The following is a 13,016-nucleotide window of genomic DNA, read 5'->3' on the forward strand; positions in this document are numbered from 1 at the left end:
GTTCCACCCCTACGCGCTACCCGCGCACCCCCGCCCGCGCACCGCTCCGCACCGCGCTCGTCCCCGCCTCACCCGCATCCCGCATCCCGCATCCCGCATGCCATCCGCGCGCCCCGGCTCACCCCGGACGGCCCACGCCACCCGGCCCAGCGCGCACGGCACACGGCTGGGCGGCCATCGGTGGGGTACGGCCAGGCCGGTGGAGTCGTCACACCGACGTGACAGGGCGGAGGGCACCGCGCTCCCCGAACTTCGAAAGCTCACGCCCGCCGGGCGGACGTCGTTGGGCCCGGAGCACAGGGGTGAGCGAGGCGGGGTGAAACAATGGAAACGCAAAAGCGCCAACCTAAGAAGGTTGGCGCTCGCGATTATTTGTAACGTAGCCCCGACCGGATTCGAACCGGCGCTACCGCCTTGAGAGGGCGGCGTCCTGGGCCGCTAGACGACGGGGCCAAGACTGTCTGTGTGTCTCGTTCAATATACAGCATCGTGGTGCATCTTGTGCAGCTGGGGTACCAGGACTCGAACCTAGACTAACGGAGCCAGAATCCGTTGGGCTGCCAATTACCCCATACCCCATGGGGCCCTCGCGGGCGATGCCTACTGTACCCCATCGGCGACCGCGGTCCACACGAGGGGTGGGCGCGGGGCGAGTCGTCCCATCCGAGCCGTTCGCACCCCCGGAGCAGGCCCGCGACACCACCCCAACCCCAGAACCGAACATCCCCGTCCCCACCCAGCACACCGCCATCACGGCCAAATGCGTGGCGGGCTCGGGGCCCGGGGCTCCGGGCGGCGGGAACCCCGGGATTCGAGGCCGGGACGACCGGGGGCGGGAGCGGCCTGGTCGCGGCCGTGGCCTGGTTATCGGGTGGTCACGGGGTTCGTCAGGGTTCCGATGCCGTCCACCGTGACGGCTACGGTCTGGCCGGCGCGCATCGGGCCGACTCCGGCCGGGGTACCGGTCAGCAGGACGTCTCCCGGGAGCAGGGTCATCGCGCGGGACATGAACGCCACCAGCGCCGGGACGTCGTGCAGGAGGAGTTTGGTCCGCGAGTCCTGGCGGACCTCGCCGTCCAGCGTCGTCCGGATGACCCGGTCGGACGGGTCGAGGTCCGTCTCGATCCAGGGGCCGATCGGGCAGAAGGTGTCGTGGCCCTTGGCGCGGGTCCACTGGCCGTCCGTCGCCTGCTGGTCGCGAGCGGTCACGTCGTTCGCGCAGGTGAAGCCGAGGACGACGGACAATGCGCGTTCCGCCGGCACGTCACGGCAGAGCCGGCCGATGACGACGGCCAGCTCGCCCTCGTAGTCGACCCGCTCGCTGTCGGGCGGCAGCACGATCGGGTCCCCGGGGCCGGCCACACTCGTGGACGGCTTCAGGAACAGGACGGGACTGGTCGGGGCCTCGCCGCCCATCTCCCGTGCGTGGTCGGCGTAGTTCTTCCCGATACAGAGAATCTTGCTGGGCAGCACGGGGGCCAGCAGCCGTACCTCCGCCAGCGGTCGCCGCACCCCGGTGAAGGTGAAGGGCGCGAACGGATGCGGTGTGATCCCGGCAACAATGGCGGTTCCGTCCGCCACGGAGCCTTCCACCACTCCGAATGCCGGCTCGGACCCGTCGGTGTACCTCGCTATGCGCACTCCGCGACCGTACCGACCGAACGCGGGAATCGGGGTGTCCGGATCCGGGCCGGGTTCCGGCACGTGGCGGCGTCCGGCCGCACTGTGGCCCGAACCACTCGATCATTCGGCCGCCCGGCCGCCGGATCCGGTTCACCGGGACGGCGAAGGGTGGCAACTGTTGCGTGTCGAGTGGTCGATAGCGACCGATGGTGATCTGTAATGTTCATGTGAACCTCAAGCGGTGGGCGTGCTCGCAGGGCGTCGCGTACGTGAGGGCCCGGCGCTGGTTCGCGGCCGGCAAGCTGCCGGTCTCGGCGGGCTGCTCGTCGTCGACCCGTCCGAGGTGGACGACGACCTCGTGCGCGACGTGACCGAGATCCTCACCTCGCTGTGCGCCCGGCTGTACGGCCGGCGCGCGGCGGCCAACCGGGCGCGGCGCGCGGCCGCCGTCGCTGTCGCCGGCCCCGGGGATGCTGGGTGAGCACGGTCCTGCAGGCGTACCGCTACGCCCTCGATCCGACTCCGGCGCAGCTCGTCGCGCTGGGTCGGCACGCGGGCGCGGCGCGGTTCGCGTTCAACTGGGGCCTGGCCCGGGTGAAGGCCGCGATGGACCAGCGCGCGGCCGAGGCCACCTACGGCGTGCCCGAGGCCGAGCGGACACCGGTCCCCTGGACGATGCCGACGCTGCGCAGGCAGTGGAACGACGCCAAGGGCGAGGTCGCCTCGTGGTGGCCGGAGTGCTCCAAGGAGACGTACTCGGCCGGGCTGGATCAGCTTGCCTGCGGCCTCAAGGCGTTCAGCGACTCCCGTAAGGGCAGGCGCAAGGGGCGCCGCGTCGGCTTCCCCCGGTTCAAGAAGCGCGGCAAGGCCCGCGACTCGTTCCGGTACACCACCGGCGCCTACGGCCCGGACGGCGACCGGCACGTGAAGCTGCCCCGGATCGGCCGGGTGAAGGTTCACGAACCCATGGGCGCGCTGATCGGCCGACTCGACGCCGGCACCGCACGGCTGAGGGGCGCCACGGTCTCGCGGACCGCCGGCCGCTGGTTCGTGTCGTTCACGGTGCAGGTCGCCCGCGACCTGCCCGACGCCCCGTCGCGGCGGCAGCGCAAGGGTGGGACCGTCGGGGTGGACCTCGGGGTGAGGTGCCTCGCCGTCCTGTCGACGGGCGAGAGGGTGCCCAACCCGAAGCACCTGGACGCCGCGCTGGGCCGGCTGCGCCGCGCGTCGCGCGCCTACGCCCGGTCGAAGCCGGGCAGCGTCGGCCGCCGCAAGCGGGCCGCGTGGCTGGCGCGCATCCACGCCCGGGTCGCCGGCCAGCGCCGCGACGGCCTGCACAAGCTGACCACCCGCCTGGCGACGTCCCACGACGTGGTGGTGGTCGAGGATCTCCACGTCGCCGGGATGGTCCGCAACCGCCGGCTGGCCCGTGGCGTGTCGGACACCGGCATGGCCGAAGTTCGGCGACAGCTCACCTACAAGACGACGTGGTACGGCTCGCGGCTGATCGTCGCGGACCGCTGGTACCCGTCGAGCAAGACCTGTTCCGGCTGCGGATGGCGAAACCCAAGCCTCACGCTGTCGGACCGCACGTTCGTCTGCCAGGACTGCGCTCTGGTGATCGACCGCGACTACAACGCCTCGCTGAACCTGAGACGTTTCGCAACGGGTGCCGGAGTGGCCGGAGACCCGGGCGCGTATGCGCCGAACGCCCGTGGAGCCGACCGTAAGACCCCGCCCGCGGGGCGGGTGGCCGTGAAGCGGGAACCCCGCACCGCACGAGCGGGCAAGACGGGGACCGCCGCCCGGAGACAGGCGGCTGCGGAACTGATGATCGCCCATGACCACTGATCCGCAACGGAAGCCGAGAATCAGGCAGGATTGCCGGATACGGGTCGGCGCCCCGGTCGGGACACGGCGTGGCCCAGCACGATCCGCCATCGACCTGGAAGGAGAACGGTGACCGAGATCGACGCGACCCCCGTCTATGACGTCGGCGCACCCGAGCCCAAGCCGATCGACGAGGAGCTCAGCGTCAAGCTGGGCCACCTCGCGGAGGACGCCATACTCCGCGGCAAGCCGAACGGTGACGAGCGCTGCGACAACTGCCTGTACTACCTGGACACCGACAAGGACATCACCTACTGCTGGCACCCGAAGCTGCGGGTCCTCGTCGGCGGCGACTGGTGGTGCCAGTGGTGGGAGGAGATCCCGGACGAGGACTGAGACGCCGGGGGCGTCCCCGTCCAGTGAACTGATGTCGTGCCGGCGGACACGAGTGCCGCTGGCGTGATGCCTTCCCGCCCATCATGGTCCGGGACGCCTGCGCGCCCGCCGTGGGCCGCGGCGCCTTCCCGCCCGTGGTGGGGCGGGTCGGCGCACGGCGAGGGCAGGTACGGCCACGGCGAGCGCAGGACGTCGGTGCCGGACACCGTGACCAGCGCACGCGCCTCGTCGAGGAGCTCGGCCACCTCCGGGTCCGGATCACCGCGATCGGCGGCGTGCGTCAGGTCCCGGGCGCCAGCGGGACCACGTCGAACGGCAGGGGGACGTCCTCGGTCGTGCCCGGTGACGGGGCCCCGCCCGCGGGCGGTGTGCTCGCCGGTGGGTTCAGCTGGGATTGCAGGGCATTGGCGACGTCACCGAGGCCTGTCGCCGCGTCGGCGGCGATCTCCCCGATCCGGATGGCCGCGGCGAGGCGGTCGAGGAAGCGGGCGAGCTCCACCGAGGCCTGCAGGCCGCCGTCGCCGGCCGGCAGGGTGGCGAGCAGGTCCGCCGCGGCCGTCTGGGTGATCCGTCCCGTGTCCCGGTAGGTTTCCAGCCGCCGCCGGAGGCTGGCCAGCGTGGACGGCGCACCGGCGAAGTCCGCGGGATCGACGTTGCCGACCCGCGCGGTGGCCTGCACCGGCTGGCAGTCCTGGCCGGCCGGCAGGACCTGGACCTTCACGTCGAACGGGCCGCGGCCGGTGGCCCGCCCGATCGCCAGCCCGTCCAGCCGGCCCAGCGGCACGACGCCGTCGCCGCCGGGCAGCGCCCGCGCGCTCACCCCGGTCGCCACCGTCGCCCCGGTCTCGTCCAGCAGGGTGAGCTCGATGGTCACGGTCCGCTCGGCGGTGCCGCCCACCCGGGCGCGGACCTCCAGCGACTCGTACTCCGATCCGGTCACGACGTCCCCGCCGACACCGCCCGCGCTGATCGACGCCTGGTCGATCACGGGGGCCACGCAGGTGCCGTCGGACGAGCCCGGCAGCGGGACGAGGGTGGTGACCTGGAAGGGCTGGTCGGTCGCCAGGGCGTCGGTGGTCGGGTCGCCGCCGTCGCCCCCGGTCGCGCCGGCGCCCGCCGGGTCGGCCGTCCCGGTGCCCAGGTTCCCGACGACCGTCGGTCCGACGGCGTACCAGGCCGCCCAGCCGAGCACGGAGCGGATGTAGCCGTCGGAGGGGTTGTAGGAGCGCACCGCGGAGAGCACGTTGTCGGGTACGCGCAGGTCACCCCCGGCCTGGCAGAGGCGATCGGCGGCAGTCAGGGTGGCGTCGTCGAAGTCGTTGGGGTCCGCGCGGCCGTCGCCGTCGGCGTCGCGCCCGATCCACCGCCACATCGACGGCGTGAACTGCATCGGGCCGACCGCCCGGTCCCAGACGGTGTCGCCGTCGAGCCAGCCGTCGTCGGTGTCGCGGATGCGGAACATCCCGGGCGAGCCGTCGAGACGCGGGCCGACAACGGTGGGCGCGACCCGGCCGTTACTGTCCGTGCGTGCACCCTGCCCGTGGCCCGACTCGATCGCGCCGATGCCGGCGAGGACCGACCAGTGCAGGTAGCAGCCTGGATGTTCGGTCGCGGCCCGGTCGGCCGCGTTGGTGTACGCCGCCAGGGCCCGGGCCGGGATGGTCGACGCCTCCTTGCTGGAGCCGGGCGGGGTCGCGAGCGGCGCGTTGCGGACGGTGCCGTCGTCCGACGCGCCCGCGGTCGCTGTTCCGGTCGACGCTGTTCCGGCCGGCGAAGGCGACGCGCCTGCCGTCGGGGACGTGCCGGACGTGGCCGTGGCGGACCCGGCCGGCCGGCTCGCGACCGGCGAGGCGGCGAGCCCGGCTCGCACGGGCAGGCGGACCTGCCCGGACGCGCCCACGACGCTGGCGAGGTCTTCCACGGTCGCGCCCCCGAAGGCGGCGCCACCCTCGGGCAGCAGCTCGGTCTGGTCGACCCGTCCGTTGACGGGGCCGGTGAGCTTCGCTGCGGCGGTTTCGGACGACGGCCCGGCCACCGCGGTGACGGCGAGCGCGAGAGCCGTGGCCGCGAGCGCGATCTTCGGCAGCGACCAGGACCCGTTCGTGGAAGCGTCCCGGTCCCGTCTCCGGCCGCGCCCCCCGGCCAGATCCCGGCTCCGCGTGGTGCGCGACCGGCTCCCGCCCACCGGCCACGCGCCGGGCGCGGGGCGCCGCCCCAGCCGTACCCGGCGGCCGGCGGCGATCCCGCCCCGGCGGGCCGCAGCCCGCTCGGCAGAGGACGACCGACCGTAGAGAACGTCCTGCTCGGAGGCATCGGCGTCCGGAGACGGCATGGCGCGGGGGGGGCTTCCAGCCGGTCCGGCGCCGCCGGCGGGCACGCGGCCATCAGCAGGCACGCGGCCCTCGACCGGCACGCGGCTGGCCGGCACGCGGCCGTCGGTGCCCACGCCGTCGTCGGTGGGCACGTGGCCCTCGGCGGGCGCCAGGCTGTCGGTGCGCTCAGGAAGCTCGGTGCGCGCGGTGGCCTCGACGCGCCCTGAGGTGGAACGGCGGCGACCGCCCGTCCGGCGGCGGCCCCCGGACGGCGGGTCGACCCACACGATGTCCGATACTCCGGGCGACGAGCGGTGCGAGCCGCCTCGGCGTCCACCCACGCTGCCGGTGGAACGACGGCTCATCGCCGACCTCCCCGAGCACGGTCGCGCCCTGTCGGGCGCTCAACCGCCGGGCACCGCGACACGGCCGTCCCCTCTCCTCGGCCGCAGCAGCCGAGATCGCCCATCACCGTCGCCCCCGGGAGCCCCCGAACCCGTCCACCGCCACCTGCGGCGGATGACCGGGATGCCCGAAAGCGTCGCGGTCAGCGTAACGGGCACCAAAGGATGACCGGGCGGCGTTGGCGTCAACCGGGAATTCTTTGACAGGACAGGCCCGAAACGCCCGGACGGCGTTGGCCGTGTAGATCATCCGATGATGAAAAACCCGCGGCGCGGGCGATCGGGCCGGCCCGGTCAGATAGTCAGACGGCATCCGGGTCGGGGCGCTCACCCTGGCGGCGCAGGCCGTAGGTGACGGCGTCCTGTAGCGCCACCCAGGAGGCGGCGATGATGTTCTCGTCGACGCCGATGGTGTCCCAGCGGCCGCGGCCGTCGCTGGTCTCCACCAGGACGCGGGTGACCGCACCGGTGCCCTGCCGGCCGTCGAGGATGCGAACCTTGTAGTCGACCAGGTCGAGATCGGCCAGACCCGGGTAGGCCTTCTCCAGCGCCTTGCGCAGGGCGGTGTCGAGCGCGTTGACGGGCCCGTTGCCCTCCGCCGTCGACACGTGCCGCTCGCCGTGGGAGGTGAGCTTCACCGTGGCCTCGCTGACGACCTCGCCGCCGGAGCGCTGCTCGACGATGACCCGCCAGGATTCCAGGGTGAAGAACCGCTCCCGGCCCGAGACCTCGTCCAGCAGCATGAGCTCGAAGGACGCCTCGGCGGCCTCGTAGGCGTAGCCGGAGGCCTCCCTGTCCTTGACCATCTCCAGCACCCGACCGAGCGCCTCACGCTCCCCGGAGAGGTCCATGCCGAGCTCGCGGCCCTTGAGCTCGAGGGTCGCGCGGCCGGCCAGTTCGGAGACGAGCATCCGCATGTCGTTGCCGACGGCGGCCGGGTCGATGTGCTGGTACATGTCGGGGTCGACCTTGACGGCGCTCGCGTGCAGGCCGGCCTTGTGCGCGAAGGCGCTGGCGCCGACGTAGGGCCGGTGCGTGCTCGGGGCCGAGTTGGTGACCTCGTCGATGGCGTGTGAGACACGCACGAGCTCACGCAGCCGCCCGGCCGGCAGGACCTGGCGGCCCAGCTTGGTCTCCAGGCCCGCGACGACGCTGAACAGGTTGGCGTTCCCGCAACGCTCGCCGTAGCCGTTGGCGGTCCCCTGGACGTGGGTGGCCCCGGCCTCGATCGCCACCAGGCTGTTCGCGACGGCGCAGGCGGCGTCGTCGTGGGTGTGGATACCCAGGCGCGCTCCGGTGCTCGCGAGCGTGGCCGCCACGACGTCACCGATCCGGGTGGGCAGCATGCCGCCGTTGGTGTCGCACAGCACGATCACCTCGGCACCGGCCTCGGCCGCTGTGCGCACCATCTCGAGCGCGTAGGCGGGGTCGGCGCGGTGGCCGTCGAAGAAGTGTTCGGCGTCGACGAAGACCCGCTTGCCCTCGTTCGTCAGGTGACGGACGGTGTCGCGGATCATCGCGAGGTTCTCGGCGGGCGTGGTCCGCAGCGCGCGCTCGACGTGCCGGCGGTCGGCCTTGGCCACCAGGCAGACCACGGAGGTGCCGGCGTCGCGCAGCGCGGCGACCTGGGAGTCGTCGGCGACGGCCTTGCTGGCCCGCCGGGTCGACCCGAACGCGGTCAGCAGCGCGCCGTTGAGGTCGAGCTCGGTGCGGGCCCGCCGGAAGAACTCGGCGTCCTTGGGGTTCGAGCCGGGCCAGCCGCCCTCGATGAAGCCGACACCCAGGTCGTCGAGGTGCCGGGCGACCGCCAGCTTGTCGGCGACCGACAGCGACAGGCCTTCCTGCTGGGTGCCGTCGCGCAGCGTGGTGTCGTAGATGTGCAGCGACTCCCGGTCGAACGGGAGCCCGCCGACCGCGCCGAGCGGAGCTGAACCGAGCGGAGCTGGGGTGTCGTGAACCACGATGGACCTCTCGCTGGAACCGTGTCTGGCCGTCACGCGCCCGGTCTGCCTGGTCAGTGACCGGAACGCGCGACGGGGACGGGTTCGCCGCCAGCGTCCCACCATACGATGTAACACGCTGGACACGCGGCAAGTGTGGCAAGTGCCATGGACGCCATGTGCACGCCGTGGACGCCGCGCACGCCCGCCGCTCGAACTCGCGCAGTGCCTGGTTGACCGACTGGCGCGAGCCGCCCAGCAGCGACGCGATCTCGGTCTGCGTCAGGCCCAGCTCGATGACCGGCCGGCCGGCCTCGCGCATCCGCATCAGCAGCAGCTTCGCGACCCGGCGCGGGAGATCGAGGAAGACCAGGTCCGCGTTCGCCCCGGTGAGCCGGCGCACGTGCGCCACCAGCGCGCGGATGAGCTGCTCGGCGACAGCCGGGCGCTCCCGGACGAGCTCCCACACGGCGCTGCGCTCGAGCACCAGCGCGGTGCTCGGCTCCAGCGCCTCGACACTCGCGGACCTCGTCCCGGCCTCGACGATGTTGAGCTCGCCCAGCGTCTCCCGGGGACCGGCGATGTTGAGCACGTGGTCGCGCCCGTCGTCGGCCTTGGTGAGGATCTTGAGTCGCCCGGACGCGATGACGAGGAGGGTGTCGGCCGGCTCCCCCTCGGTGAAGACCACCTGGCCCCGGCGGAAACGCCGGGTCACGGACCGGCTGGCCAGCCGCAGCAGATCCTCCTCGTCGAGCTCCTTCAGCAGCGTGGTCGCCCGCAGCAGCGTGACCGCCTCAGTGTCGTGCATGCGGTGAACGTAGCGCCGCTCGGCGGTCTCGTGTGCTGCAGATCCCGGAGCCGACACGTTCATCGCGCAATCGTGATAATGCGAACACGACCGGTAATATCCATCGCGGCCGGCACGTCAGGCCGACACCCGCTGCCGACTCCAGCAGCGCACCACGTCACGCATCGAAAGCACGCCCTCGACCTCGGCGCCGGTGGTGACCACGAGGTGCCGGAACCCGCCGCGCAGCATCGCCGCGGCCGCCTCGTCGAGTGACCAGTCGGGGGCGGCGACCACCACGTCCCGGGTGACGTGGTCGCCCACGACCTCGACGTCCGGATCCTGGTCGGCCGCGATCGCCCGCAGGACGTCGCGCTCGGTGAGGATTCCGAACCCCTGGCCGTCGCCGTCGAGCACGACGGCGGCACCCACGTGCCGGGCGGCCATCAGCCGGGCCGCCTGGCGCAGGGTGTGCCCGGGCCCGACGACGAGGACCAGAGCGCTCATGCCCTCCGAGACACTCATGCCCTCCGAAGCCCGCATATCCTCCGAAACGCGTGTATCCCCCGAAACACGCGTGCCCTCCGAAACCCGCATGACGTCCTCCCGAACTCCGACTCCGGACGCTTGTGCGCTCGTGAAACGACTACTGGAGACGGTAGGCGTCCAAGGTCGGGTTGGCCAGGGCACACGCGGCGGCGGCGTGGTCACGCAGTCGGCTCGCCGCCGGGCGGGACGTCAGCTGACGAGCTCGTTCCAGTCCTTGTAGCGGTCGACCTCGCCGTGGGTGGCCTGGTGGAAGATGTCGAGGATCTCCCGGGTGACCGGGCCGGGCCGGCCCGTGCCGATCCGCCGGTCGTCCACCTCGGAGATGGGAACGATCTCGGCCGCGGTGCCGGTGAAGAACGCCTCGTCGGCGAGGTAGAGGTCGGTGCGCACGATGTGCTGCTCGCGCACCTCGTAGCCCTGGTCCGCGGCGATCTGCATGACGGAGGCGCGGGTGATGCCGCCGAGCGGCCCGTCGCTGAGCGGCGGGGTGATCACCTGCCGGCCGGAGACGATGAAGACGTTCTCGCCGGAGCCGTCAGCGATGTGGCCGTTCGGGCTGGTCATGATCGCCTCGTCGTAACCGGCCTTGATCGCGGCGACCTTGGCGAGCGACGAGTTGAGGTACTGGCCGGACGCCTTCGCGGCCGGCGGGATGATGTTCGGGTCGTTGCGGCGCCAGGTCGAGATGGTCGCCCGAGCCCCGTTGCGCTCGGCGTCCTCGCCCAGGTAGGAGCCCCAGGGCCAGACCGCGATCATGACCTCGATCGAGGACGGGAGCGGATTGAGGCCCATCTCGCCGTACCCGAGGTAGATCAGGGGCCGGATGTAGCACTCCTCGACGTTGTTCACCGCGATGGTGTCCTTCGTCGCCTGGACGAGCTCCTCCGGCGTGAAGGTCGGCTCCATCAGGTAGATCTTCGCGCTGCGGTACAGGCGGGCGATGTGGTCGGTCAGCCGGAAGACCGCGCTGCCGACGGGCGTCGAGTAGGCGCGGATGCCCTCGAACACGCCCCAGCCGTAGTGCAGGGTCGGGTTGAGCACGTGGATGCGGGCGTCGTCCCAGTCGACGAACTCGCCGCTCATCCAGATCTTCGAGGTGGGCGTGATGGCCATGATGACTCCAGGACGGGCTACGTCAGGGGGACGTGCGGGCTGGCGAGCACCGCGGGCACGAGCACCGCGGTGCGCGAACGCTGTCACTGACCAGCGCTCGCCTGCGCTGTCGCCCACCGGTGCCGTGACGAACGGCTCCGTGCCGAACGATCAGCGAAGTGCCGAACGATCAGCGAACAAACGGTCAGAGAGGACGAAACCGCCGATCGTCGCCGTGGTCGGGCCCTGTCGGCTGCCGTCGTACCGGATCTACGGCTTCACCGAAGAATAGCCGCCGGATGACCGGACGGAAAACGAACGACGAATCGGCGGGGACACACCGGCCCTCCCCCGGCTCGCCGGCCGCGCGGTCGTTCCCGCTCGCGCGGCCGGTCGGAGTGGGGCCCGACTCAGCCCACGGCGCGGGCGGCCAGGTCGTCGCCGATCTCGCGGGTGGAGCGGCGGGCACCGCCGGCCGCGGCGCGGGCGGCCAGCGACGCGGCCACCGCGCCCTCCACCCGAGCCGCCTCGTCGGCGTGGCCGAGGTGGTCCAGCAGCATCGCGACCGAGGCGACCGTCGCGGTCGGGTCCGCCAGCCCCTGGCCGGCGATGTCGGGAGCGCTGCCGTGGACCGGCTCGAACATGCTCGGGTTCGCGCCCGAGGGGTCGAGGTTCCCGCTGGCGGCGAGCCCGATGCCACCGGTGATCGCGGCGCCGATGTCGGTCAGGATGTCGCCGAACATGTTGTCGGTGACCACCACGTCGAACCGGGCCGGGTCGGTCACGAAGAACATCGAGGCGGCGTCCACGTGCTGGTAGTCGACGCTGACGCCGGGGAACTCGGCGCCGACCTCGGCGGCCGTGCGGGCCCACAGGTCGCCCGCCTTGGTGAGCACGTTGGTCTTGTGCACCAGGGTGAGGTGGGCGCGGGGACGCCGGCTCGCCCGCGCGAAGGCGTCGCGCACGACCCGCTCGACCCCGAAGCGCGTGTTCAGGCTCTCCTCGGTCGCCACCTCCTGTGGCGTCCCGCGCCGCAGCGTGCCGCCGGCGCCGGCGTAGGGGCCCTCCGTCCCCTCCCGCACCACGATCATGTCGATGGCGGGGTCACCGGCGAGCGGTGAGGTCACTCCGGGGTACAGCCGGACCGGCCGGAGGTTGACGTGGTGGTCCAGCTCGAACCGCAGCCGCAGCAGCAGCCCGCGTTCCAGGACGCCGCTGGGCACCCCGGGGTCGCCGACGGCGCCGAGCAGGATCGCGTCGTGCCCGCGCAGCTCCGCCAGGACGCTGTCGGGCAGGGTCTCGCCGGTCTCGTGCCAGCGCCGCGCGCCCAGGTCGTAGTCGGTGGTCTCCACTTTGGGATGCACGGCTCGTAGCACGCGCAGCCCCTCCGCGACCACTTCCGGACCGATTCCGTCGCCACCAATGACCGCAAGCCTCATGGGGCTCGACTTTAGTCCGCCCGGCGTGGACGTCCGGCGCGCCCGCCCCGGGCGCGACCAGGCCGGACGGGCGCCCGGTCGCGCCCGCCGGGGAACAGCTCGCTGGCCACCCCGGGGTGGCCCGGGGCGACCCGGGTCACCGGCGACGGATCGTGCCGCCCCGGCCGTCGCCGGTCGTCATTCCACTGAACCAGGAGACGACATACGAGGACACATCGCGCGTTGACGTAAGCGGCAGCAGACAAAGACGCCACCACATCAACCGGACCACAATCGCCCTGGCCACGATAAATGCGCAGCAGACAAAATTCGGACCACGCACTCGAACGGCACCACAACTCCCGCCACCAGCCGTGCCCAGAGCGTTGAAAAAGTGATAAGAAATCAACAACATCGACGATGCGGCGTGCGGCGACACGAGGGGGTGCACGGCGCATGGTTTCTCAACAGTCGACCATCAGGCGCCCGGTCGAGGCTGGTCCACCGGGGGCGCGCGAACCCGCCGGTCAGGGTCAGGTGGACGAGGCGGGCGGAGCCTGCCCCGCGGACGGACGCCGCCAGGTTCCCGGCCTGCCCGTGCGGCCGGATCTCGACGGCATCCTGGCCGACCCCGACGCGCCATCCCTTGTCTTCCAGCCAATCGT

At 72.4% G+C, this 13,016-nt stretch carries 8 protein-coding genes, 2 tRNA genes and 2 pseudogenes; 3 read left to right on the forward strand and 9 right to left on the reverse strand.

Annotated features, from left to right (window positions below; genetic code table 11):
• Positions 1-380 precede the first annotated feature (380 nt).
• The 3 genes from FMEAI12_RS10210 to FMEAI12_RS10220 all read right to left on the reverse strand — a co-directional run bounded on the left by FMEAI12_RS10210 (position 381) and on the right by FMEAI12_RS10220 (position 1,641).
• Positions 381-453, reverse strand: a tRNA-Glu gene (locus tag FMEAI12_RS10210).
• Between the two features lie 54 nt (positions 454-507).
• Positions 508-579, reverse strand: a tRNA-Gln gene (locus FMEAI12_RS10215).
• A gap of 285 nt (positions 580-864) precedes the next feature.
• Positions 865-1,641: a fumarylacetoacetate hydrolase family protein gene (locus FMEAI12_RS10220; RefSeq protein WP_112105833.1), complete on the reverse strand. Its 777-nt coding sequence runs from the start codon at positions 1,639-1,641 to the stop codon at positions 865-867.
• 301 nt (positions 1,642-1,942) lie between these two features.
• Here FMEAI12_RS10220 and FMEAI12_RS10225 point away from each other — a divergent pair.
• The 3 genes and pseudogenes from FMEAI12_RS10225 to FMEAI12_RS10235 form a co-directional block, all read left to right on the forward strand.
• A pseudogene (locus FMEAI12_RS10225) lies at positions 1,943-2,104 on the forward strand (IS607 family transposase); the annotation flags it as partial.
• Positions 2,101-3,474, forward strand: a complete 1,374-nt coding sequence (gene tnpB / locus FMEAI12_RS10230) for an IS607 family element RNA-guided endonuclease TnpB (RefSeq protein ID WP_112105828.1) — start codon at positions 2,101-2,103, stop codon at positions 3,472-3,474. The pseudogene FMEAI12_RS10225 and the gene tnpB, both read left to right, overlap by 4 nt.
• Before the next feature lie 108 nt (positions 3,475-3,582).
• Entirely contained in the window at positions 3,583-3,849 is a 267-nt protein-coding gene (locus FMEAI12_RS10235; RefSeq protein ID WP_112105829.1) for a hypothetical protein, read from the forward strand.
• 280 nt (positions 3,850-4,129) lie between these two features.
• Here the strand turns inward: FMEAI12_RS10235 and FMEAI12_RS10240 are convergent, their stop codons facing one another.
• The 6 genes and pseudogenes from FMEAI12_RS10240 to FMEAI12_RS10265 form a co-directional block, all read right to left on the reverse strand.
• Entirely contained in the window at positions 4,130-6,526 is a 2,397-nt protein-coding gene (locus tag FMEAI12_RS10240; RefSeq protein WP_112105830.1) for a murein transglycosylase, read from the reverse strand.
• Between the two features lie 341 nt (positions 6,527-6,867).
• Positions 6,868-8,526 carry a citramalate synthase gene (cimA, locus tag FMEAI12_RS10245; RefSeq protein ID WP_112105831.1) on the reverse strand — a complete coding sequence of 553 codons (1,659 nt, stop codon included), beginning with the start codon at positions 8,524-8,526 and terminating at the stop codon, positions 6,868-6,870.
• Between the two features lie 244 nt (positions 8,527-8,770).
• Positions 8,771-9,376: pseudogene (locus tag FMEAI12_RS10250) on the reverse strand (Crp/Fnr family transcriptional regulator); the annotation flags it as partial.
• 54 nt (positions 9,377-9,430) lie between these two features.
• Positions 9,431-9,817 (reverse strand): cyclic nucleotide-binding/CBS domain-containing protein, encoded by a 387-nt coding sequence (locus tag FMEAI12_RS10255; RefSeq protein WP_041253718.1) that lies wholly within the window; start codon positions 9,815-9,817, stop codon positions 9,431-9,433.
• A gap of 213 nt (positions 9,818-10,030) precedes the next feature.
• The gene (gene ilvE / locus FMEAI12_RS10260) at positions 10,031-10,954 is read right to left on the reverse strand and encodes a branched-chain-amino-acid transaminase (protein ID WP_071060665.1); all 924 of its coding nucleotides are present in this window, start codon (positions 10,952-10,954) and stop codon (positions 10,031-10,033) included.
• A gap of 389 nt (positions 10,955-11,343) precedes the next feature.
• Positions 11,344-12,372: a 3-isopropylmalate dehydrogenase gene (locus tag FMEAI12_RS10265; protein WP_112105832.1), complete on the reverse strand. Its 1,029-nt coding sequence runs from the start codon at positions 12,370-12,372 to the stop codon at positions 11,344-11,346.
• Positions 12,373-13,016 lie beyond the last annotated feature (644 nt).

Origin of the sequence: Parafrankia sp. Ea1.12 (assembly GCF_900465275.1) — a bacterium.
Taxonomy (GTDB): domain Bacteria; phylum Actinomycetota; class Actinomycetes; order Frankiales; family Frankiaceae; genus Parafrankia; species Parafrankia soli.

Excerpts from the sequence above, each read along its gene's own strand:
- FMEAI12_RS10240 (WP_112105830.1), bottom strand. The coding sequence starts at position 6,526 with ATGAGCCGTCGTTCCACCGGCAGCGTGGGTGGACGCCGAGGCGGCTCG.
- FMEAI12_RS10255 (WP_041253718.1), bottom strand. The coding sequence starts at position 9,817 with ATGAGTGTCTCGGAGGGCATGAGCGCTCTGGTCCTCGTCGTCGGGCCC.
- ilvE (WP_071060665.1), bottom strand. The coding sequence starts at position 10,954 with ATGGCCATCACGCCCACCTCGAAGATCTGGATGAGCGGCGAGTTCGTC.
- FMEAI12_RS10265 (WP_112105832.1), bottom strand. The coding sequence starts at position 12,372 with ATGAGGCTTGCGGTCATTGGTGGCGACGGAATCGGTCCGGAAGTGGTC.